The sequence below is a fragment of the Thiohalophilus sp. genome (genome assembly GCF_034521165.1).
Lineage (GTDB): Bacteria > Pseudomonadota > Gammaproteobacteria > UBA6429 > Thiohalophilaceae > Thiohalophilus.
Genome location: NZ_JAXHMV010000001.1, coordinates 169559 through 190833 on the forward strand (window position 1 = coordinate 169559; position 21275 = coordinate 190833).

Consider the following 21275-nt stretch of genomic DNA (forward strand, 5'->3'; position numbering starts at 1 on the left):
AACTCCCCCCTTGTCCCCATTACCACTTGCAAATTGTGTCATCTGATGACAACACGCATATATTAAAGGTGAGAAGAACATGACAGTCGACGCCCATAAAGAGACCCTCAGTTTCCAGACCGAGGTCAAGCAGCTGCTGCAGCTGATGATCCACTCGCTCTACTCCAACAAGGAGATTTTCCTGCGCGAGCTCATCTCCAACGGTTCCGATGCCTGTGACAAGCTGCGCTTCGAGGCCCTGTCCGATGATGCGCTGTACGAAGGCGATACCGACCTCAAGTTGCGCATCGATTACGACAAGGAAGCGCGCACCCTTACCGTGACGGACAACGGGATCGGCATGAACCGTCAGGAAGTGATGGACAACATCGGTACCATCGCCAGCTCCGGCACCCGCAAGTTTCTCGAGGCCCTCTCCGAAGACCAGTCCAAAAGCGCCCAGCTGATCGGTCAGTTCGGGGTGGGGTTCTACTCCTCCTTCATCGTTGCCGACCGGGTGACCGTCGAGACCCGCCGCGCCGGCCTGGGGGCCGAACACGGCGTGCGCTGGGAGTCCGCTGGCGAGGGGGAATACACCCTCGAGACCATCGCGCGGCCCGAACGCGGCACCAGCGTGACCCTGCATCTGTGCGAGGATGCCGAGGAGTTTCTGGACGACTTCCAGCTGCGCAGCATCATCAAGAAGTACTCCGATCATATCTCCCTGCCGATTTTGATGGCCAAACGGGACGAGGAGGGCAAGCCCACCGACGAACTGGAGACGGTGAACAAGGCCTCGGCTCTGTGGACTCGCTCACGGGGCGAGATTAGCGACGAGGAATACACCGAGTTTTACAAGCACGTGGCCCATGACTTCGAAGATCCCCTCACCTGGTTGCATAACAAAGTCGAGGGAACCCAGTCCTATACCACGCTGTTCTATATCCCGAAGCGCGCGCCGTTCGATCTCTATGATCGCGACAAGCGCTACGGTATCAAGCTGTACGTCAAGCGCGTATTCATCATGGACGACGCCGAGCAGCTGATGCCCAACTACCTGCGCTTCGTGCGCGGCGTGGTCGACTCGGACGATCTGCCGCTCAACGTCTCGCGCGAGATTCTGCAGCGCAATCGCCAGATCGATACCATTCGCAACGGCTCGGTGAAAAAGATCCTGGCCCATCTGGAAAAACTGGCCCAGGACGAGCCGGAGAAATACAGCGAGTTCTGGCAGGCCTTCGGCAATGTGCTCAAGGAAGGGCCGGCCGAGGATTTTGGCAACAAGGAGAAGATCGCCAAACTGTTCCGTTTCGCCTCCACGCATAACGACAGCGATGTACAGAACGTCTCACTGGACGAGTACCTCGATCGCATGCAGGACAAGCAGGAGAAGATCTACTACATCACCGCCGAAAGCTATGCCGCGGCCAAAAACAGTCCCCATCTGGAGCTGTTCCGCAAGAAAGGCATCGAAGTTCTGCTGATGTACGATCGCGTCGATGAATGGATGATGTCCTTCATGGACGAATACAACGGCAAGCCGTTCGTCTCCGTCGCCAAGGGCGCGCTGGATCTCGGCGAACTGGAAGACAAGGAAGAGAAGGAAAAGGTCGAAAAAGCCGAAAAGGATTACAAGGATCTTCTGGAACGGATGCAAAACGTGCTCGAGGGCAAGGTCAAGGAAGTCAAGGTCTCCCATCGCCTGACCGACTCGCCCTCCTGCCTGGTGGTTTCGGAGAACGACATGGCCATGAGCATGCAAAAACTGCTCAAGCAGGCCGGCCATAATGTCCCCAACATCGAGCCGTCACTGGAGATTAACCCCGAGCATGCCCTGGTCAAACGGCTGCAGAACGTGGACGACGACCAGCAGTTCAATGACTGGTCTTTGATCCTGTTCGAGCAGGCCATGCTCAGCGAAGGCGGCCAGCTCGAAGACCCGGTCGCCTACGTCAGCCGCGTCAACCGCCTGCTGCAGGAACTCGGCGGCTGAAACTGTCATCCCGGCGCAAGCCGGGATCCAATCTCTCTACAAACGCCCACCGCCGGGTTCCGGCCTCGTCTGGATTTTTATAAAAGCGTTACCACGAAGACTCGAAGGCACGAAGGAAAAATGAATACACTTCGAGACTTCGTGTCTTCGTGGTAAAAAAACAGTCCGACAGACAGAATGTCAGGTAGCGCTGCGCACAACCTGACCTGCATCTGGCACTCGGAACTCAGCACTTAGAACTCAGCACTCAGCACCTGCCCGCAGGGCATCAGGCAATCACATTCGATACCACGATCAAAAACACCATAAACCCGAACAACACCAGCACCGTCTTGCCGACGTTCATGGCAATACCTTTGTCACCCTGTTGCATGATTCACTCCTGGGTAGTTTGCGATGACAAAGCTTTACTGCGCTAAAAGCAGGCCGGGTTTGATCCGGATCAAATTCTATTAAATTAAGAAATTCAGTGGATTCTGATAGATAGATGTCGGTTTGTGTGACATCCCCGAACAGGACGGGAAGGCAAAATTAAATTACCGGAATACACGGGCACAGGCTCAAGAGGTCAGAAGGGGGCTTTCGGTCCAGGTTACCTTGAACCAAATACCTTCTGCGCCCTTTGCGCCTCTGCGGTAAAAAATAAAAACGCGCCGCGATCGTTCGATCGCGGCGCGTTGATTTCGACTCGAACTGTTGTCAGGCCGCCTGGCTAGACTTGTCGCCGGACTGTTTCTTGTCCGCTTCGTGAATATCCCGCAGGCTGACGCTGCTCAGGTAGTCATAGACCATATTGGACAGCTGTTGCCACAGGTGGGCGCTTTCCGGGGCGCCGTGGCCGGTGGGGACATTGTCTTTGGCTTTCTCTTTTTCCGGCAGGTCGATTGCCTTGACGATGTCGCCGACGGAGATCTCGTCGATGGACTTGTTCAATACATAACCGCCGCCGGGGCCGCGCACGCTGCGTACCAGCCCGTGCTTGCGCAGCAAGGCAAAAATCTGTTCCAGATAGGAGATGGAGATGTTCTGTGTGTGCGCCAGATAGGCCAGCGTGACCGGCCGGTCGGGGCTCATCGTCAGTTCCAGCATGGCCTTGGCGGCGTAGTCTGCTCGTGATGAAAGTTTCATGGTTTGGCCTCTTGATGGTTTGGGTTCGTTCTCGGTCTCTACAATTGACTTGGTAAACAACTTAGGATTATTCCCCCAGCTTGACAATGTGTATGCTGTGAACAATTGTAAATTTCAACCTTGTTGCTCATACGGGAAATTATAAATTATCAATATAAAACAACAACTTGAAATCAGTCGTATGTTATATTGACGGCAATTTCTTAGGCACATAAAAATCCGGATGGTTCCACTGTGCCGTGTGCGTGCCGCTCGCTGGTATAGTAGGGGCCGACCGCCGGCCGGGCGGCGGTCGGCTTCTTCCCCGGCACCAAATACAGGCGAATTGATTTGATACAGGCACTCGACGCGGACGCGCTTTATACCCCCTGTGACCCGGACCGGTTCGGGTTCAAAAGCACGGCGGAACTGGCGGATCTGGACGGGTTGCTGGGCCAGGATCGGGCCGAGGAGGCCCTTCAGTTTGGTCTGGGGATCCGCCGGCACGGCTATAACCTGTTCGTGCTCGGCCCCAGTGGGATGGGCAAACACACCATGGTGCACCAGTTCCTGCACCAGTGTGCGGCTGAAGAGCTGGTTGCCCGGGACTGGATCTATGTAGCCAATTTTTCCCATCCGGAAAAACCGCGCGCCATCGAACTGGCCGCCGGGCGGGGCAGCGCGTTTGACCGTGACATGCGTCAGCTGGTGGAAGATTTGCGTTCGGCGATCCCCAATGCGTTCGAAACCGAGCAATATCACGCCCGGCTGCAGGAGTTGCACGAAAGTTTCCAGGAGCGCTCGCGGGCAGTGTTTGCCGAACTGGCCGAGGAGGCGGAAAAGCACGGGGTTACCGTGGTGCGCGCCCGGGAGCGGGACGAATTCAGTTTTGTGCCGCTCAAGGACGAGCGTCCGATCAAAAGCGAAGAATACGAGGCATTGCCGGAAGAAGAACAGCAGCGCCTGTCGGCAGTGATCACCAGCCTGGAAGACAAGCTGCGCGGGATTCTCCATCAGCGCAGTCAATGGCAACGGGAGTTGCGCGAGGCGATCAAGACGCTCAATCGTGAAGTCGGCATGTTTGCGGTCGGCCACCTGATCGAAGACCTGCGCGAGAAATATAACGATGTCGCAGCGATCAACGATTACCTCTCCGAAGTGCAGGAGGATGTGATTGACAACCTCAATGCCTTCCGCGATGAAGAGGAAGAAGTGGTGATGTGGGAGACCGGCAAGGCCGAGCAGTCGTTCCGGCGTTACCAGGTCAATGTCCTGGTGGATCACAGTGAGGCAGCGGGAGCGCCGGTGGTCTACGAGGATCTGCCCATTTTTCAGAACCTGATCGGGCGGATCGAATATGTCTCGCAGATGGGGACGCTGGTCACCGATTACATGTTGATCCGATCCGGCGCGCTGCATCGTGCCAACGGCGGTTATCTGGTGCTCGATGCCCATAAACTTTTGACCCAGCCGTTTGCCTGGGAAGCTCTCAAGCGCGTGCTCTATGCCGGCGAGATCCATATCGAGTCACCGGCGGAAATGTACAGCATGATCAGCACCGTGAGTCTGGAGCCGGAACCGATCCCGTTGAACGTCAAGGTGGTGCTGGTTGGCGAACGCTATCTCTATTATCTGTTGCAGGCTTACGATCCCGATTTTGCCGAGTTGTTCAAGGTCCAGGCCGATTTTGAAAACAGTCTCGACAGTAATGACGATAACCAGAATCGTTATGCCCGCCTGCTGGCGACCCTGGTGCGCAAGGATCAGCTACTGCATTTTGATCGCGATGCGGTCGCCAGGGTGATCGAGCACAGCCGGCGTGCGGTTGAAGATACCCAAAGGCTGTCGGTACATATGCGCAGCATCAACGATCTGTTGCAGGAAGCCGATTACTGGGCCCGTCAGGGGGGGCGTGAACTGGTCAGCCGTGCCGATGTGCAACAGGCGATCGACAAGCAGATCTATCGCTCCGATCGGGTCCAGCGACGCATCGTCGAGGAGATCCGGCGCGGAACGTTGTTGATCGATACTGCCGGGGCGGTGACTGCCCAGGTCAATGCCCTGGTCATCAGCGAACTGGGTCGCTTTGCTTTCGGTCACCCCAGTCGTGTCACCGCCACGGTACGCGTCGGCGAGGGTGAAGTGGTGGATATCGAGCGCGAAGTGGAGCTCGGCGGGGCGATTCACTCCAAGGGCGTGATGATCCTGACGGCCTATCTGGCCGCGCGCTTTGCCGGCAACAAGCCGCTGTCCCTGGCGGCGACCCTGGTGTTCGAACAGAACTACGGCGGCATCGAGGGGGACAGCGCCACCATCGCCGAACTGTGCGCCCTGTTGTCCGCGCTGGCGAATATCCCGGTACGCCAGTCACTGGCGGTGACCGGTTCGGCCAACCAGCGAGGCCAGGTACAGCCGGTCGGCGGGATTAATGAGAAAATCGAAGGCTTCTTCGATGCCTGCCAGGCCATCGGACTCAATGGCGAACAGGGCGTGGTGATTCCCTCCACCAATGTCGAGCATCTCATGCTGCGGGAGGATGTCGTGGCCGCCGCCCGCGAAGGCCGGTTTCATATCTACCCGGTGAGTACCGTGGACGAGGCAATCGAAGTACTGACCGGCGTTACCGCCGGCGAGGCCGATGCCCGGGGTGAATACCCGCCAGAGTCGGTGAACTATCAAGTCAAACAGCGACTCGAGGATTTCGCCGAAACCCGCCACGAGTTCGCCAAGCCGGGCGATGAAGACCAGGACGAGGATGCCAAAGACAAGGACGATGATGCATCCTGATCCCGGGATCAGGATCTGCGGTGATCTGAATCGATAAAGACACTACAAAGCGCAGGCTTGAAATCGCTCTGGCGGGGCCCATAACCTTGACACATTTGATTTATTCAACCCAGACATTCACGGAGTCAGCGCATGAGCATGCAAACGGTCATTGAGGAAAAATTATCCCGGCAGATTCATCCTTCCCATCTGCAGGTGATCAACGAAAGTGATAACCACAATGTGCCGCCGGGCTCCGAATCCCACTTCAAGGTGGTGATCGTCTCCGACAGCTTTGACGGCAAGCCGCTGATCGCCCGCCACCGGATGATCAACGAGGTGCTGGCCGATGAACTGCAGAACAACATCCATGCCCTGGCGTTGCATACCTACGCACCGGACGAGTGGCAGGAAACCGGCCAGGCGCCCGATTCACCGCCGTGTCACGGTGGGGGTAAATAAGGTACCAGGTGCTAGTTACCAGGGGCTAGTAACAGCAAACTGTTCGGCTCGTAAGGTTGCAAGGAAAGGGGCCGATGCAGGGTTTTTTCTAGCTGCTAGCCCCTAGAGACTAGCCACTGATTTATCTCCAGGCGGCATTTGCAGGTAAAAACCCTGTTCTTCTATCGCGGCGATCACCTCGGCGCCGGTACAGCGCGCGAGCTGGCGTTCCGGTGTCAGCGCCAGTTCCAGAAATCGTTCGGTTTCGCCCAGCAGGTTCAGTATATTCTCCGGCACGGCGGACCAGTCATCTTCCCCGGACAGGTAGACGTATAAACCCGGTTTGCGTCGGCTGCGATAGACGTAGCAGTTGATCGGGTTCAATTGAGGGTGACCTGCGCGGTGGCATCGGCCAGCGCCGTTTCAATCTGCTGCAACCGCTGTTGTGCCCCGGGCAGGGTGTGGCCCTGTTGTTGCGTGTTTTCCAGCAGGGTTCTCGCGTCCTGATAGATCGTACTGAGTTGTTCGGCATCGAACAGTTGTAATGCTGTTTGGACCGCCTGTTCCGATTCGCTCAGTAACGCGGGGACCAGCTCATGCTGCTCGATGGGTGAGTCGGGCAGGATGATGTCGGCCACAAACACTTCGTCGGCGAGTCGGTTATGCAGCTGGCGGGCCTGTTCTTCCTCGTCCAGCTTGTTCAGAGCGACCGGATCGTTGGCGGCCCCCTGACGCACGGCGATCATAATGACCTGTACCAGTTTGTTCACCGCCTGTTTGATCTCGCTGTGATCGCCGGGCAGGGCGCAACACTGGACATAACATTGATCCAGCCGTTCCTTGATATCCAGAATGACATCGCTGTCACTGCTGGGTTGCAGCTCTACCGCTTCCTGAACCAGATCACGGAAATAGCGCAGAAAATGATTGAGCTCGGTTTCATCCTGCTCGCGCGCCCGGGTGACCTGTTCGGCGTCGATACTGTTGCCATCCGGGAACAGGGGATTGCGGTACTTGCGCTGCAAGTGCCGTTCGCGGGGACCGGGCTGGCTGCTGAATTCAATCGACATGGTGTGCATGTTACGTCAGGCTTCGCCGCATTATAAAGCCATTTTCCGCCCCGGCGGGGAGGGGTCTGTTATTATTCTCGCCACACGGTTGTGAGGGAATGGCCCCATGTTATTTGAAGAACTGGATTATCGTGACACACCCCTCGGCGAGCTGAGTCTGCGCCGGCGTTATGATCCCCGGCTGGAAGCCGAAGTCTACGAAATCAAGCTGGGTGAGGATTTTCTCATGACCAGTCATTTCACCGCCTCGGAGATCGCCCTGGCCAATCTGGGGCTGGCCGAACTCGACGGGGCGGGACACGACGTGGTGGTCGGCGGACTGGGACTGGGCTACACCTCGCAGGCGGTGCTCGCGCATACGACCGTTCGCTCGCTGCTGAATGTCGAGGCGCTGGCGCCGGTGATCGACTGGCATCAGGCGGGACTGTTGCCGCTGGGGGACCTGTTACAGCGCGATCCGCGCAACCGGTTTGTGGCGGGCGATTTCTTCGCCCTGGCACACAGTGAGACCGGTTTCGATCCCGAACAGCCCGGCCGGCAATTCGACGCGATCCTGGTGGATATCGACCATGCGCCGGATCACCGGCTGGATGCGCAACACGACGACTTTTATCAACCCGATGGCCTGCGCGCGCTGGCGCAACATCTGCGCCCCGGTGGCGTGTTCGGGCTGTGGTCCAATGCGCCACCCGATCCCGCTTTTACCGACCAGCTGGCCGGCGTCTTCGCCGCGGCCCGTGCCGAGCCGGTAAGCTTTTACAATCCCTATCAGGAGCGGGACTTCATCCAGAGCGTGTATCTGGCCCGTGTCGCGGGCTGATTTTTCAAGCCACAAAAAAAGACCGGCATGATGCCGGTCTTTTGTCCCGGGGAGTAACCTTGGGGGCTCAGACGCAGCCGGTCGGCTTGGGCAGGCCGCCCCACTTGCAAATCAGTTTCATCGGGCCTCTTTTGAAGATGTCGTACAGCTCCTTGGAGGAGACGCCGGTCTGTTTGGCAAATTTGCGAATCGGCGGAACGACGCCGTCTTCTTCGTACATTTGCCGCGCCTGATTAATCAGATCCATGATTTGATCGTCAATTTCCATCTCGTCCTGTTTGGCGAGTTCTTTGGCGACTTCTTCTGACCAGTCGTCACGATCGACGAGAAAGCCTTCGCCGTCCAGATTCAATTCCACTGTTATCAACCTCCTGATTGAGAGAATGTGTTTTGGGGGTGACCCAAATTTACTTATAACCTTAGCAAAAGACTCGGGTATTTGGCAAGAGGCCAGCCCCCTTTTTTCCGTGTCGCGCACAGGGTTACTGTCCGCGAAGGCGGCGAAGGCGGGCCGCCAGCCGTCCGGGATCGGCGGGTTGCGTGGTGTCGATGTCAAGCGCCCGGGCCTGCTCACTTTCATCCAGCGGATCATGGTGTTCCAGCTGGGCTTCCAGCACGGCCAGATCCGCCTCGGAGGCGTCCTGCCCGGCCTGTTGTCGGTGGCGAATCCGCTCGCGTAACACGTCGGGTTCGGCCTGCAGGGCGAGGATGTGAAACGGCACGCCACAGGCGTCGGCCAGCTCGGCAAAGGGCTGGCGGCGGGCGTGTTGCAGGAAGGCAGCGTCGACGATCACCGTGTAGCCCGCCTGCAACAGCTGACGGCTCTGTTGTTGTAAATGGCGGTACAGCCGCTCGCTGACCTGTGTTGAATATTTGCCGGTGCCGATGCCCTGATCGCTGTCGGCTTCGCCAAACAGGCGCGTGCGCTCCACGTCGGAGCGCAGCCGCACTGCCCCGAGTGACTGCAGCAGGCCGTCCGTGACCGTACTTTTGCCACTGCCGGAAAAGCCCATGGTGATCAGCAGGGCGGGCGAGTCGCGCCGCATGGAAGCCGCGGCCAGATCGAGATAGTCATTCAGTTCCTCGCGGTGGCGCGGCGCCTGATGCTGGCCCAGTTCAATGGCGGCCACTTTGGCCCGAACCATGGCGCGATAGATCCGGTAGAAGGGCAGCAGATCCAGTCCGGCATAATCACCGGTCTGCTCCAGGTAGCGATTGAGCACATACCAGCCGAGACCGCTGGCATCATGCGCATCGAGATCCATCATCAGAAAAGCGATTTCGTTGAGGGTATCGATCCAGCGCAGGGCCGGGTCAAATTCGATACAGTCGAAGGCGATGACCTTATCCTGCCACAGGGCAATATTGCGCAGATGCAGATCCCCGTGGCATTCGCGGATAAAGCCGTCGCGATGACGCTGTTCAAACCGCGGGGTTAGTTGTTGCAACTGTTGTTCAGTCCAGTCGGCCACTTCGGTCAGTCGGGGATCATCGGCCAGTTGCGGCGCCTGCTGGCGAATCTGCGCGATGTTCTCATCGCAGGGATGACGGATCGCCGCCGGGGTGCCGTAATCACTGTCGGGCGGGGCAGCGGGCAGTTGCCGGTGAAAATCCCCGATCAGGGCCGCCAGTTGATCAAGATGGGGCAAGGTCAGCTGCTGTTTTTGCAGCAAATGATCAAAGCCCTGCCCGGGATCGAATTGGCGCATCTTGAGCGCGTACTCGAGCATCTCGCCCTCGGTCTGTTGCGGATCGGCCAGCACGATGCCGTCGGCGGTATCGATCACTGCCAGAACCTGCAGATAAATCGGTGCGGCCAGACGGCGATTGAGGCGCAGCTCTTCCTGGCAGTAATAGTGTCGCAGCTCGAGTGTGCTGAAATCGAGAAAGCCGAGATCCAGCGGCTTTTTGAGTTTGTAGGCGAACTTGCCGGTCAGCAAGACCCAGGAGATGTGGGTTTCGATCAATTCGATCCTGGCAACGGGATGCGTGTAGGCGGCGGGTTGTTGCAAGGCGGCCAACCAGGCTGGAGTTTGCGCCTCGCTCATTGGTACACTGGATGAATTATCTGCATACGCACAGCCTAGCGCTGATCGCCGATCGGGACAATCACATGTCGACGGATTCCGCCACACCAACACGTCTGGACAAATGGCTCTGGGCCGCCCGGTTTTACAAGACCCGGGCGCAGGCCAGTGAGGCGATCAATGGCGGCCACGTGAAGCTCAACGGTCAACGCACCAAACCGGGGGCCCGCGTGCAGATCGGCGATCAACTGTTCATTCGCAAGCAGTCGCTGAGCTTTGACATCACCGTACGTGAACTGGCGCAACGCCGGAGCCCGGCCAGCGTGGCGCAACAACTGTACGAGGAAACGGCCGAAAGTGTGACCCGGCGGGAAACACAACAGGCCGCGCGACGGGAAGCGGCGCGGCTTAATCCCCGGCCTACGCATAAACCGGACAAGCGGGAGCGGCGCAAGATTATCCGTTTTGTGAACAAATACTCTCAGGAGAAGCCATGAGCCGGCCGCAAACCCCGTTATTGACCGTGGATATCATCATTCGGCTGATCGATCGGCCCGATGAACCGCTGGTGTTGATCGCGCGTAAAAACCCACCTCATGGCTGGGCCTTGCCCGGCGGTTTCGTGGACATCGACGAAACGCTGGAAACGGCGGCCGTGCGTGAGGCGCGCGAGGAGACCGGTCTGCAGGTCACGCTGGAGCGCCTGCTGGGATGTTATTCGGATCCGCGGCGCGATCCCCGCGGGCATACCGTCAGCGCGGTGTATATCGCTGATGCCCGCGGCGAGCCGCAGGCGGCGGACGATGCCCGGGCCATCAAACTGGTGAGCCCGGCGGAGTTGCCGGAGAAACTTGCCTTTGATCATGCACTTATTCTTGATGATTACCGGCATTATCTGGCCACGGGCGAGCTGGCGCCGGTGCGGCAATAGCGGGGTTGTATCATAAAAAATTGCCCCCATCTTTTCAGATACGTAAAATTTTCACATATTCAATTTCAGGAGAAATCCATGGCGAGCGTAGAACTGACCCCCGAAAACTTCAAAGATGTCATCGAGCAGAACGATTTTGTGATCATCGACTTCTGGGCGCCGTGGTGTGGTCCTTGCCAGTCTTTCGGTCCGGTGTATGAAGAAGTATCCGAAAAACACGACGATATCGTCTTTGCCAAGGTCAACACCGAAGACCAGCAGGAAATGGCCGGCATGTTCAATATCCGCTCCATTCCGACCCTGATGATCTTCCGCGAGCAGGTCATTCTTTATTCCGAAGCCGGCGCACTGCAGCAATCCGCGTTTGAAAAACTGATCGAGGATGCCAAAGCCCTGGATATGGAAAAAGTCCATCAGGAAGTCGCCAAGCAGCAGCAGGAACAGGAACAACAGGCCCAGTCCTGATCTTTTAAAATTTCTCACCACCAAGACACGAAGACACCAAGGAAAGACATTTTAAAACTTCCTTTTGGTGTCTTCTTGTTTTTATGCCCGGCGTAAATGTTTCAATATGCATCCCTTTGCCTCTGTACAGGATTGAAAAGGGATTGAGTGAAATTAATTTTTGCTTTGTGCCTTGGCGTCGTGGTGGTTGGTTTTTTACATTACATATTAACCACCAAGACACGAAGACACCAAGGAAAGACATTTTAAGATTTTCCTTTTGGTGTCTTCGTGTTATTTATGCCCGGCGTAAATGTTTCAAGATATATCCCTTTGCCTCTGTAGAGGAGTGAAAAGGGATTGAGTGAAATTAATTTTTGCTTTGTGCCTTGGCGTCGTGGTGGTTGGTTTTTTACATTACATATTAACCACCAAGACACGAAGACACCAAGGAAAGACATTTTAAGATTTTCCTTTTGGTGTCTTCGTGTTTTTATGCCCGGCGTAAATGTTTCAATATGCATCCCTTTGCCTCTGTAGAGGAGTGAAAAGGGATTGAGTGAAATTAATTTTTGCTTTGTGCCTTGGCGTCTTGGTGGTTGGTTTTTTCATTACAGATTAACCACCAAGACACGAAGACACCAAGGAAGGACGTTTAAGGTTTTCCTTTTGGTGTCTTCGTGTTTTTATGTCCGGCGTAAATGTTTCAAGGTGTGTCCCTTTGCCTCTGTAGAGGAGTGAAAAGGGATTGAGTGAAATTAATTTTTGCTTTGTGCCTTGGCGTCGTGGTGGTTGGTTTTTTCATTACAGATTAACCACCAAGACACGAAGGCACCAGGGGAAGATGTTTGACGATACTTCCTGAAGGTGTCTTTGTGCGTTAATGCGCAGTGAGTTCTTCGTGGCAGGTCTGTTGCCGGTAAATTAGAATAATACGCAGGCAAAAGTTATATTTTTTACTTCGTGTCTTGGTGTCTTCGTGGTGAATATCTTTTTTTCACATTAACCCACGAAACGGCTGCACTTCGACCAGGGTGCCGGCGTCGATGTTGTCGGCTTCCAGCGGCAGGATGATGAAACAGTTGGCGCGGCTCATGCCGCTGAGGATATGCGAGGCCTGCATGCCGGCGGCGGTGACGCCCGGGTTACCCTGCTCATCACAGGTCAGAATACCGCGTTGAAAGTCGGTGCGTCCGGCGCGCTTTTTCAACGGCTCGCGGCAGGGCACTTTGAAGGTCAGTGGGGCTTGCGTCTGTTCCCCCATCAGGCGACGCAGGGCCGGCAGGGCGAACTGGTAGAAGGTGGCCATGACCGAGACCGGGTTGCCGGGCAGGCCGAAGAACCAGGCGTTTTTGACCCGGCCGAAGGCCAGCGGTTTGCCCGGCTTCATGGCGATCTTCCAGAAGCTGACTTCGCCGAGTTTATCCAGTGTCTGTTTGACGTAATCGGCTTCTCCCACCGACACGCCACCGGAGGTGATGACCGCATCGGCCTGATCGGCGGCCTGTTCAAAGGCGGCTTCGATCGCTTCGGGCACATCCCGGATGACACCCAGATCGAGAATCTCGACATCCAGTTCCCGGAGCATGCCGTACAGGGTGTAACGGTTACTGTCGTAAATCTGGCCTTCTTCCAGCACCTCGCCAACCGGGCGCAGTTCATCCCCGGTAGAGAAAAACGCGACCCGCAGTTTGCGTGCCACGCTGACCTCGGGGACGCCCAGCGAGGCCAGCAGGCCGAGCTCGGCCGCGTGCAGACGCTGGCCCTTTTGTAACACCACATCGTCCACGGCGATATCCTCGCCGGCATGACGCACGTTCTGTCCCGGCGTGTGACCGCTGCCAAAGGTAATGTGGTTGCCATCGACGCTGGCATGTTCCTGCATGATCACCGTGTCCGCGCCGTCGGGCAGCTTGGCGCCGGTCATGATGCGCACGCACTGACCGGCCCGGACTTCAGCATCGAACGGGTTGCCGGCGAAGGCGGTGCCGATCAGATCCAGCGTGATCTCGTTGTCGCCGAGATCCGTACCGAGCAGGGCGTAGCCGTCCATGGCGGAGTTTTTGTACGGCGGCACATTCAATGGCGAGCGGATAGCCTCGGCCAGGACATGGTTGTGGGCCTGCATCAGCGGCAGTGTTTGTGTTTCCTGTACCGGCGTGATGCGGTGCTGAATCTGTTCCAGCGCCTGTTCCACGCGCAGATTGTTGGGATCGAATTCGTCGCAGGAAGGTTTGGCGGACATAGGCAGTTACTCAATCAACGGGGTTTGTGGCAAGCGGAGATTATGCCATATCAGCCGCGATTCTGCTGAATGAAGGCTTCGACAAAGTCGGCAATGGCCGGCGGGTTATTGATATCGAGCACGCTCAAATCCCCGTCGATGTCGGCGGGCAGTTCGGTCACCAGGGCGATAATGTGCGGATCGTCGACATACAGCGGCGAATGCGAGGCTACTTCGCGGTACACTTCCAGTTTGGGATAGGTTTCATGTTTGAAACCTTCCACCAGGATCAAGTCCAGCTCACTGCAATCCAGTTTGGCGATCAGTTCGCCCAGTTGCGGATCATGTTCTTGCTGCGGTGTTTCGGTAATCAGTGCCCAGCGATTCTGCGAGGCGACCAGCATCTGACCGGCGCCGGCATGGCGCAGTTCATAACTGTCCTTGCCGGGATGATCGATATCAAATTGATGATGGGCATGTTTGATGACGCCGAGCTGATAGCCGCGCTCGCGCAGGAGGGCGATCAGCTGGGTGAGCAGGGTGGTTTTACCACTGCCACTGTAGCCGACAAAACCCAGCAGGGGACAGGGTGCTTCAATCATGAGAGTCCGGGTTCCAGTTGTTGCGGTTCGTTGATGTTGATCAGCGCCTGGGACTGATCGCCATAATCCACCAGGGCATAAGACTGACTGCGAATCCATTCCTGCACCCGATGGTGGCCCTGCTGATAATAACTGAGCAGCGCGCTTTCACAGGAACGGTGCAGCAGACAGAGGGTGCCATGCAAGTGTTCTCCGTCAGTGACCGCGACCACGGGGACCTGCGCCTTTGTGGCTGTCTCCCTCAGCCGGGCGACCAGATCCGTCGGCAGTTGCGGTGTATCGCAGGGCACAAAACAGAACCACTCGCCGGCGCACTGTTGCAGGGCACTGTAAAACCCGGCCAGGGGCCCGGGAAAATCCGGCCACATATCTTCGATGACCGGGTAGCCATAGCGTTGATAAATTTCCCGGTGGCGGTTGGCATTGAGGCACAGCTTCGCCACCTGGGGGCGCAGTCGTTCGCAAACATGTTCGATCAACGGGCGCCCCTGGTACGGGAGCAGCCCTTTGTCCTGCCCCTGCATGCGCCGGGCCCGGCCCCCGGCCAGGACGATGCCGGTAATGGTGGTGGGTGCCGATAAGCTCATGCCGGTTCCGTTTCGCTCAAAATCCCAGTATATCGCGCTTCGCGAGTCGGCGCGTCAATCCCTAAAGATCGCCGCTGGTGGGCCGATAAGGGTAAAACTGCAAGCAATTGATCCACTCAACAGCGACCCGGGTTTCCATGTCCAGTATCGATGCCACCATGAAAAACGCCGTCAACGGCATGCAGGCCGGTATTACCACCGCCCGGCGCGCGGCGTCCCAGATCGCCTCGGGGCGCGGCGACAGCGAAGCCCTGCAGGATCTCAAACAGGCCGAGCGCCAGGTGGCCACGAACGCCAAAAGCGTGGAACAGGCCGACGAAGCGCTGGGCGGAGTCATCGATGTCAAGGCGTGACCCCGTTGCTGGCTGATAGCTCGCGCGATGCCATTCGGCTGGATGTCCGCAAACTGAGCAGTTTGCCGGCCGTCTCGCCGGTGCTGGATCAGTTGCTCGATGCCATCGGCAATGAGGAGATCACCATCGAGTCCTTTGCCCGGCTGATCGAGCAGGATCCCGCCCTGCTGGGGCGGATCATCGGCCTGGCCAATGCCGCCTATTTTGGCCATGCCGAACCGGTTACCTCCGCCGAGGAAGCGATTTTCAAATCCCTCGGTCTGCGCCTGGCCCGCAGCCTCGCCCTGAGTATCGCCCTGGCCGGGCCGTTTCGGATCCTGGTCTCGATTCCCGGTTTTGAACTGCAGCGTTTCTGGTTGCAGGCGATTCTCACCGCCAGCATGACCCAGGAGTTGAGCCACCTGGTGACGGTCGAGCCGCGTCCCGGTACCGAGGAAAGCTATCTGGCCGGCATGCTGCACAATTTCGGTTTATTGCCCCTGATTCATCTTTATCCCGAGCAGGTGACCGAAGCCTATCGACGCCGCGAGGCGGAGCCGACCCTGTCGCTCAGCCAGGCCCTGCGTGAGGTCAGCGGCACCGATCACTACGAGGTCGGGGCCTGGCTGGCGGAACACTGGCACATTCCGAACAATATCGTCACGGTGATACGCAATCTGAGTGACTACAGTTATCGCGGGGATCACTATCCGCTGGTGCTGTTGATCCATGCCACCGCCGAGTGGGCCGAAAGCTACTGCAATGATGGCGATCGCAAATGGTTGCCCGAGTCGGCCAAGGCCGCGTTTTTCGATCTGGGCGTTTCCGTCGAACAGGTTCACCAGGTACAGGAAAAATTACATCGCAAGCGTGAGTTGTACGAGGCTGTGGCCAAAATGCTGGCCGTGGTCTGAGTGAGCGGGTGGAATATGGATAACAAACCGTTTGTTGAAGCCTTTCAGGACGTTAATACCCGACTGATCGATCTGGTCGGCACCCTCTCGGTCTTGCGTGAACTCTCCGGCTTTGAAGTCACCGATCATGACGAGCAGCGTCTGTTACAGGGCGCACTGCAGGTGGTGGCGGAGAATCTCGAACTCGATTCAGTCGGCATTTTTTTACAGGACGAGGCCGAGCGGTTTGACCTGGTCGCGAGCCGGGGGTGTGACGCGGCGGAAAAAGAAGATGTGGAAGCAGCCCAGGCCTGGATGAAACAACAGGCACGGCGCACGACCGAGCAATTTGCCCAGGGTATCAGCGGTGCGTTGATCGACAATGACGAGGTGTCGTATATCGGCTTGCCGATTCAGGCCAGCCGGCAACTGCTGGGGGTGTTTGTCGCCTGCCATCCGCATAGCGGATTTTTTACCGTGGAGCATGAGCGCAGCCTGATTATTTTTTGCAATTTTCTCGGCCAGCTGCTGATCAAAAACCGGCTATTGCACGACATGGAAAAAATGGTCACGGAGCGCACACAACAACTGCAAGCGGCGCTGGAGGAAGCCGAGCATCTCAAGGAACGTTACGCCACCCTGTCAGTCATTGACGAGTTAACCGAACTGCATAACCGGCGCTTTTTCTTTCCCGAAGCCCAGTCAGTGCTGGCCCGGGCAATCCGCTATGACGAACCGTTCTGTTTACTGGTACTGGATGCCGATAACTTCAAGTCAATCAATGATCGTTTCGGTCACGGGGTGGGCGACAATGTGTTGCGCGCGATTGCCGATCTGCTGCGCGAGGAAGCGCGCGAGGCGGATATTATCGCCCGTTTAGGGGGTGAGGAATTCGTGCTGGCGCTGCCGGAGACCGCTGAGGAGGGTGCCATGACCCTGGCCGAGCGGATCCGGTTACGCATTGCCAATCTGGAATTTCGCTTTGCTGAAAAAGATTTCGGCATCACGATCAGCGTCGGCGTGGCGGCCCTGCAGGCCACGCATTCGCGCGAAACCCGCCGGGCCCTCGAGGAACTGCTGCATCAGGCGGACAGTGCCATGTATTACAGCAAGGGCCATGGTCGTAACCAGGTCAATCGCTATTCTGATATTGCCTGCAAGATCTGATTTCACCACCAGGACACGAAGACACCAGGTAAATTTTTGTATTCATTGAAACCACTTCCGCTCGCGACGTAGACTTGCCCGCCGTCGCCGACATTGGTGAACGCGTGATCGTTTCGGCCTCTTGAAGAATTTTTCTTGGTGTCTTCGTGTCCTGGTGGTTGGTCTTTATTCTTTTATTCGGCAAACTCGATCGCTTCGCGAATCGCCTCAATGCCGGCTCTGGCGCACTCATCGTCCACGTCGCCGGTGATCTTCTGTGCCGGCGCGCCGGAGATGCCGACGGCACCGTAGAAATGGCCACCGATACGTACTGGCACGCCACCGCCGATCAATAACACCTCCGGGGCAAAGCGCAGGTTGTCGAAGTTGCCTTCCTGCATGTCGAGCGTGGACGTCTGGAAGCTGGCCGCGGTGACCGCTTTTAACCGGCTGACGTCGATGGTGTGGGTGCCGGCCAGCGGATCGCGCGCCACGGCCAGCAGTTTGCCGTTGCGATCGACCACGCTGGATGTGACCTGATAACCCTGTTTGCGACAGGCCCGGGCCGACTCGACGGCCAGCTGGTTGGCCAGCTCGAAGGAGAGGACCCGGGTGGTGACATAGGCCGGTTCGGCGGCGGCCATCGGGCTCAGCAGTAACGCGGGAAGCAGCACAGCAGCAAGGTAGCGTTTCATGATGGTTTATTCCTCAATGGTGGCGGGTTGATGTTGTTGTAATGCCCACAGCACATGTTCGCGCACCAGTTCGGAAGGATGGTCGGTGCGGGCCCGCAGGGCGGCGATCACCTCCGGTGAGGTGGCCGCATTGCCCAGTGCCACGGCGATATTGCGCAACCAGCGTTCATGGCCGATACGCCGGATCGCCGAGCCTTCCAGGTTCTGATTGAAAGTGACTTCATCCCACTGGAAAAGTTCCACCAAACGCGCCTCATCCAGGCGCTGACGCGGATCGAAATCCGGCTCACGGCTGGTGTCGGCAAACCGGTTCCAGGGACAGTACAGCTGGCAGTCATCACAGCCATAAATGCGGTTGCCCATCGGCTTGCGCAATGCCACCGGGATCGAGCCTTTCAGCTCGATGGTCAGATAGGAGATGCAGCGTCGCGCATCGACCACATAGGGTTCGACAATGGCGTTGGTGGGACAGACATCGAGGCAGGCCTGGCAGGTACCGCAATGGTTACTGGCCGGGTCATCCACCGGCAGGGGCAGATCGGTATACAACTCGCCGAGAAAAAACCAGGAGCCGGTATTCCGTTGCAGCAGGTTACTGTGCTTGCCAATCCAGCCCAGGCCGGCTTTTTCCGCCAGGGCTTTTTCCATCACCGGCGCGCTGTCGACAAAGGCGCGATACCCGAAGGGCCCGATCCGGTGCTGGATACGATCGGCCAGCTGTTGCAGGCGCTTGCGCATCAGTTTGTGATAATCGCGTCCCAGCGCATAGCGCGAGACATAGGCCTTGTCGGGGTGATCCAGCAGCGCCTTGAGATCGAGCGTCTCCTCGGGCAGATAATCGAGGCGCACGCTGATAATGCGCAACGTTTCGGGGACCAGTTCGCCCGGCCGGCTGCGTTTTGTCCCGTGTTCGGCCATCCATTGCATGTCGCCCTGGTAATCCCGGGCCAGCCACCGCTGCAGACGCGTTTCATACTCGCCCAGATCGGTATCGGTGATGGCGGTCTGCTGAAAACCGAGCTCGGCGCCCCACTGTTTGATCTCAGCCGCCAGCGTCGACCAGTCGGGTTTGTGCGCGGCTTGCTTGTTTTGCTGCTGACTCATGATCATAATCATAGCCTTATGACTCATCTGCCGCATGATCTTTATACCGCCGACCAGTGCCGCGAACTCGATCGCATCGCCATCGAGGAAGAGGGCATGTCCGGCTCTATATTAATGGAGCGCGCCGGCGAGGCCGCCTGGCGGCTGCTCACACGGCGCTGGCCCGAGGCGCGCCGCATTGCCGTGGTATGCGGCACCGGCAATAACGGCGGCGATGGCTACGTGGTCGCCCGGCTGGCGCAGGCCGACGGGCGCGAGGTCCGCGTGCTGCAGGTCGGGGATCCGGATAAATTACACGGCGACGCCCTGGCTGCCCTGCAGCGGTTGCAGGGCATGGAGGTGGTTCCCGAGGCGTTTGCATCGCAACCGATCGAGGATCTCGATCTGCTGGTCGATGGCCTGCTGGGAACCGGTGTCCAGGGGCCGGTGAATGAGCCCTACGCCACGGCGATCGACTGGCTCAATGCCAGCGGCAAGCCGGTCCTGGCGCTGGATGTCCCCTCCGGCCTGGATGCCAACACCGGTCAGGCAGGCGGCCGGGCGGTCTGCGCCGATGCGACCCTCACGTTCATCGGTCTGAAGACGGGGCTGTTGACCGGCGATGCCTCCGATCATGTCGGCGAGCTGGCATTCACCTCCCTCAATCTGCCGGCCAGCGTGCGGGCGCGAGTGAGCCCGGTGGCCCGGCGGCTCGACTTTGACGCGTTTCGACAGCACCTGCCGCGCCGGGCGCGTAACAGCCACAAAGGGTTGTTCGGTCATGTGCTGATCATCGGCGGGGAGCAGGGCATGAATGGCGCGGCCCGGCTGGCCGGCGAGGCGGCCCTGCGCTGTGGGGCCGGGCGGGTGAGCATTGCCACCCGCGCCGCCCATGCGGCGACACTCAACAGCGGCCGTCCGGAACTGATGTGCCACGGCGTGGAAGATAGCGAGGCATTGCAGGCGCTGATCGAGCAGGCCACAGTGCTGGCGGTGGGCCCCGGCCTGGGGCAGGGCGAGTGGGCCCGGATGATCTGGCAGGTCGTCGAGGCGAGCGACGCCCCCCGGGTGGTCGACGCCGATGGCCTCAATCTGCTGGCCGACAATCCACAGCGCTCGGGGCAGCGAATTCTTACTCCCCATCCCGGCGAGGCCGGGCGCCTGCTGAACCAGAGCACGGCCGGGGTGCAGGCCGATCGGCTGGCGGCGGTGCGTCGCCTGCAGGCCGAGTACGACGGGGTGGTGGTGCTCAAGGGGGCCGGAACGTTAGTGAGCGCCGACGCGGGTAACAGCATCTGCACCGCCGGCAACCCCGGCATGAGCAGCGCGGGCATGGGGGATGTGCTCACCGGGGTAATCGCCGCCCTGCTGGCGCAGGGACTGGAACCGGAGATCGCCGCGCAACTGGGGGTCTGCCTGCATGGCACGGCGGCGGATCAAAGTGCCAGAGCCGCGGGTGAGCGCGGCCTGCTGGCGGGGGATCTGTTCGGCCCGTTGCGTCGGCTCGTCAACGATTGATCCCGCCGTCCAGATTCTTTCTTCTGACGCATGCCGTTATTCGAAAAATTCCGCTAAGCTTGGAGCGATGGAACAGTATCTCGACAATGAAGCGGCCACGGTACAGCTGGGTCGGCGGCTGGCGCGCCTGTGTGTCGCACCCTGTCTGCTGTTTTTGCACGGCGAACTGGGGGCCGGCAAGACCACCCTGGTGCGGGGGCTGCTGCAGGAGCTGGGCCACAGTGGCCCGGTCAAAAGCCCGACCTATACCCTGGTCGAACCCTATCATTTTGATCACAAGAAGGTTTTTCACTTCGATCTCTATCGGCTCGGGGATCCCGAAGAGCTGGAATACCTGGGCTTTCGGGATTACCTGGATGATCACTCGCTCTGTCTGGTGGAGTGGTCCGAGCGGGGCCAGGGCCATCTGCCCCATCCCGACGTGGAGGTCTATCTCGAGCCGCGCGGCGAAGGCCGTCAGGCGCGCCTGATCGCCCACGACCAGGCCGGCGAGGCCCTGCTGGCCCGGCTGGAGCCGTTTTGAGCCGCCTGCGGTGCCATTATCTCGAAAAAACTCTAGAAATCCTGGCTATCTTCATAATAAATATCAAATTTTTACTTGATTTCTCCCGCCGACC

At 58.3% G+C, this 21275-nt stretch carries 22 protein-coding genes; 12 read left to right on the plus strand and 10 right to left on the minus strand.

The window, feature by feature from the left end; genetic code table 11:
* Positions 1 to 79 precede the first annotated feature (79 nt).
* Positions 80 to 1972, plus strand: coding sequence for a molecular chaperone HtpG (gene htpG / locus U5K34_RS00815; protein ID WP_322566639.1), 1893 nt, complete (start codon positions 80 to 82; stop codon positions 1970 to 1972).
* 699 nt (positions 1973 to 2671) lie between these two features.
* Here htpG and U5K34_RS00820 read toward each other — a convergent pair.
* Positions 2672 to 3100: an Rrf2 family transcriptional regulator gene (locus tag U5K34_RS00820; protein WP_322566640.1), complete on the minus strand. Its 429-nt coding sequence runs from the start codon at positions 3098 to 3100 to the stop codon at positions 2672 to 2674.
* A 330-nt stretch (positions 3101 to 3430) separates the two neighbouring features.
* Here U5K34_RS00820 and U5K34_RS00825 point away from each other — a divergent pair, with 330 nt between their 5' ends.
* Both U5K34_RS00825 and U5K34_RS00830 read left to right on the plus strand, forming a co-directional pair.
* Positions 3431 to 5866 (plus strand): Lon protease family protein, encoded by a 2436-nt coding sequence (locus U5K34_RS00825; RefSeq protein ID WP_322566641.1) that lies wholly within the window; start codon positions 3431 to 3433, stop codon positions 5864 to 5866.
* Positions 5867 to 5998: 132 nt separating this feature from the next.
* Positions 5999 to 6307 carry a BolA family protein gene (locus U5K34_RS00830; RefSeq protein WP_322566642.1) on the plus strand — a complete coding sequence of 103 codons (309 nt, stop codon included), beginning with the start codon at positions 5999 to 6001 and terminating at the stop codon, positions 6305 to 6307.
* A 102-nt stretch (positions 6308 to 6409) separates the two neighbouring features.
* On the opposite strand, the gene U5K34_RS00835 is transcribed toward U5K34_RS00830, so the two are convergent.
* Both U5K34_RS00835 and U5K34_RS00840 read right to left on the minus strand, forming a co-directional pair.
* Positions 6410 to 6670 (minus strand): YcgL domain-containing protein, encoded by a 261-nt coding sequence (locus U5K34_RS00835; RefSeq protein WP_322566643.1) that lies wholly within the window; start codon positions 6668 to 6670, stop codon positions 6410 to 6412.
* The gene (locus U5K34_RS00840; RefSeq protein ID WP_322566644.1) at positions 6667 to 7356 is read right to left on the minus strand and encodes a hypothetical protein; all 690 of its coding nucleotides are present in this window, start codon (positions 7354 to 7356) and stop codon (positions 6667 to 6669) included. Before U5K34_RS00840 ends, U5K34_RS00835 begins: the two co-directional genes overlap by 4 nt.
* Before the next feature lie 106 nt (positions 7357 to 7462).
* Here U5K34_RS00840 and U5K34_RS00845 point away from each other — a divergent pair, with 106 nt between their 5' ends.
* Positions 7463 to 8176, plus strand: a complete 714-nt coding sequence (locus U5K34_RS00845; RefSeq protein WP_322566645.1) for a hypothetical protein — start codon at positions 7463 to 7465, stop codon at positions 8174 to 8176.
* Positions 8177 to 8243: 67 nt separating this feature from the next.
* On the opposite strand, the gene U5K34_RS00850 is transcribed toward U5K34_RS00845, so the two are convergent.
* Positions 8244 to 8543, minus strand: coding sequence for a TusE/DsrC/DsvC family sulfur relay protein (locus tag U5K34_RS00850; protein WP_416223978.1), 300 nt, complete (start codon positions 8541 to 8543; stop codon positions 8244 to 8246).
* Positions 8544 to 8658: 115 nt separating this feature from the next.
* A complete protein-coding gene (locus U5K34_RS00855; protein WP_322566647.1) occupies positions 8659 to 10224 on the minus strand; it encodes an AAA family ATPase in 1566 nt (521 codons plus the stop codon).
* An 11-nt stretch (positions 10225 to 10235) separates the two neighbouring features.
* Between U5K34_RS00855 and U5K34_RS00860 the strand changes: the two genes are divergently transcribed.
* Genes U5K34_RS00860 through trxA form a run of 3 tightly spaced genes read left to right on the plus strand, consistent with a single transcriptional unit; the run spans position 10236 to position 11599 of the window.
* Positions 10236 to 10700 (plus strand): RNA-binding S4 domain-containing protein, encoded by a 465-nt coding sequence (locus U5K34_RS00860; protein WP_322566648.1) that lies wholly within the window; start codon positions 10236 to 10238, stop codon positions 10698 to 10700.
* Positions 10697 to 11134 carry an NUDIX hydrolase gene (locus U5K34_RS00865; protein ID WP_322566649.1) on the plus strand — a complete coding sequence of 146 codons (438 nt, stop codon included), beginning with the start codon at positions 10697 to 10699 and terminating at the stop codon, positions 11132 to 11134. The genes U5K34_RS00860 and U5K34_RS00865 overlap by 4 nt, the downstream gene beginning before the upstream one ends.
* A 57-nt stretch (positions 11135 to 11191) precedes the next feature.
* Complete coding sequence (gene trxA, locus U5K34_RS00870; protein ID WP_416223986.1) at positions 11192 to 11599, plus strand: thioredoxin; 408 nt, start codon at positions 11192 to 11194, stop codon at positions 11597 to 11599.
* Between the two features lie 976 nt (positions 11600 to 12575).
* On the opposite strand, the gene moeA is transcribed toward trxA, so the two are convergent.
* The 3 genes from moeA to mobA are packed head-to-tail and all read right to left on the minus strand — an operon-like array spanning position 12576 to position 14991.
* Positions 12576 to 13823: a molybdopterin molybdotransferase MoeA gene (gene moeA / locus U5K34_RS00875; protein WP_322566651.1), complete on the minus strand. Its 1248-nt coding sequence runs from the start codon at positions 13821 to 13823 to the stop codon at positions 12576 to 12578.
* 50 nt (positions 13824 to 13873) lie between these two features.
* Positions 13874 to 14404: a molybdopterin-guanine dinucleotide biosynthesis protein MobB gene (gene mobB / locus U5K34_RS00880; RefSeq protein WP_322566652.1), complete on the minus strand. Its 531-nt coding sequence runs from the start codon at positions 14402 to 14404 to the stop codon at positions 13874 to 13876.
* The gene (mobA, locus tag U5K34_RS00885; protein WP_322566653.1) at positions 14401 to 14991 is read right to left on the minus strand and encodes a molybdenum cofactor guanylyltransferase MobA; all 591 of its coding nucleotides are present in this window, start codon (positions 14989 to 14991) and stop codon (positions 14401 to 14403) included. Before mobA ends, mobB begins: the two co-directional genes overlap by 4 nt.
* A 137-nt stretch (positions 14992 to 15128) precedes the next feature.
* Here mobA and U5K34_RS00890 point away from each other — a divergent pair, with 137 nt between their 5' ends.
* From U5K34_RS00890 to U5K34_RS00900, 3 genes are read left to right on the plus strand one after another with little or no spacing between them, the layout of a single operon-like run.
* Positions 15129 to 15344: a hypothetical protein gene (locus U5K34_RS00890; RefSeq protein ID WP_322566654.1), complete on the plus strand. Its 216-nt coding sequence runs from the start codon at positions 15129 to 15131 to the stop codon at positions 15342 to 15344.
* A gap of 5 nt (positions 15345 to 15349) precedes the next feature.
* Entirely contained in the window at positions 15350 to 16237 is an 888-nt protein-coding gene (locus tag U5K34_RS00895) for an HDOD domain-containing protein (protein ID WP_322566655.1), read from the plus strand.
* A 15-nt stretch (positions 16238 to 16252) separates the two neighbouring features.
* Entirely contained in the window at positions 16253 to 17383 is a 1131-nt protein-coding gene (locus U5K34_RS00900; protein ID WP_322566656.1) for a sensor domain-containing diguanylate cyclase, read from the plus strand.
* A gap of 173 nt (positions 17384 to 17556) precedes the next feature.
* Here U5K34_RS00900 and U5K34_RS00905 read toward each other — a convergent pair whose 3' ends face one another.
* Together U5K34_RS00905 and queG are read right to left on the minus strand one after the other, a co-directional pair.
* Positions 17557 to 18057, minus strand: coding sequence for a heme-binding protein (locus U5K34_RS00905; protein WP_322566657.1), 501 nt, complete (start codon positions 18055 to 18057; stop codon positions 17557 to 17559).
* 6 nt (positions 18058 to 18063) lie between these two features.
* The gene (gene queG / locus U5K34_RS00910) at positions 18064 to 19161 is read right to left on the minus strand and encodes a tRNA epoxyqueuosine(34) reductase QueG (RefSeq protein WP_322566658.1); all 1098 of its coding nucleotides are present in this window, start codon (positions 19159 to 19161) and stop codon (positions 18064 to 18066) included.
* Positions 19162 to 19179: 18 nt separating this feature from the next.
* Here queG and U5K34_RS00915 point away from each other — a divergent pair, with 18 nt between their 5' ends.
* Together U5K34_RS00915 and tsaE are read left to right on the plus strand one after the other, a co-directional pair.
* Entirely contained in the window at positions 19180 to 20658 is a 1479-nt protein-coding gene (locus U5K34_RS00915) for an NAD(P)H-hydrate dehydratase (RefSeq protein WP_322566659.1), read from the plus strand.
* A 67-nt stretch (positions 20659 to 20725) separates the two neighbouring features.
* Complete coding sequence (gene tsaE / locus U5K34_RS00920) at positions 20726 to 21181, plus strand: tRNA (adenosine(37)-N6)-threonylcarbamoyltransferase complex ATPase subunit type 1 TsaE (RefSeq protein WP_322566660.1); 456 nt, start codon at positions 20726 to 20728, stop codon at positions 21179 to 21181.
* The last annotated feature ends 94 nt before the right edge of the window (positions 21182 to 21275 follow it).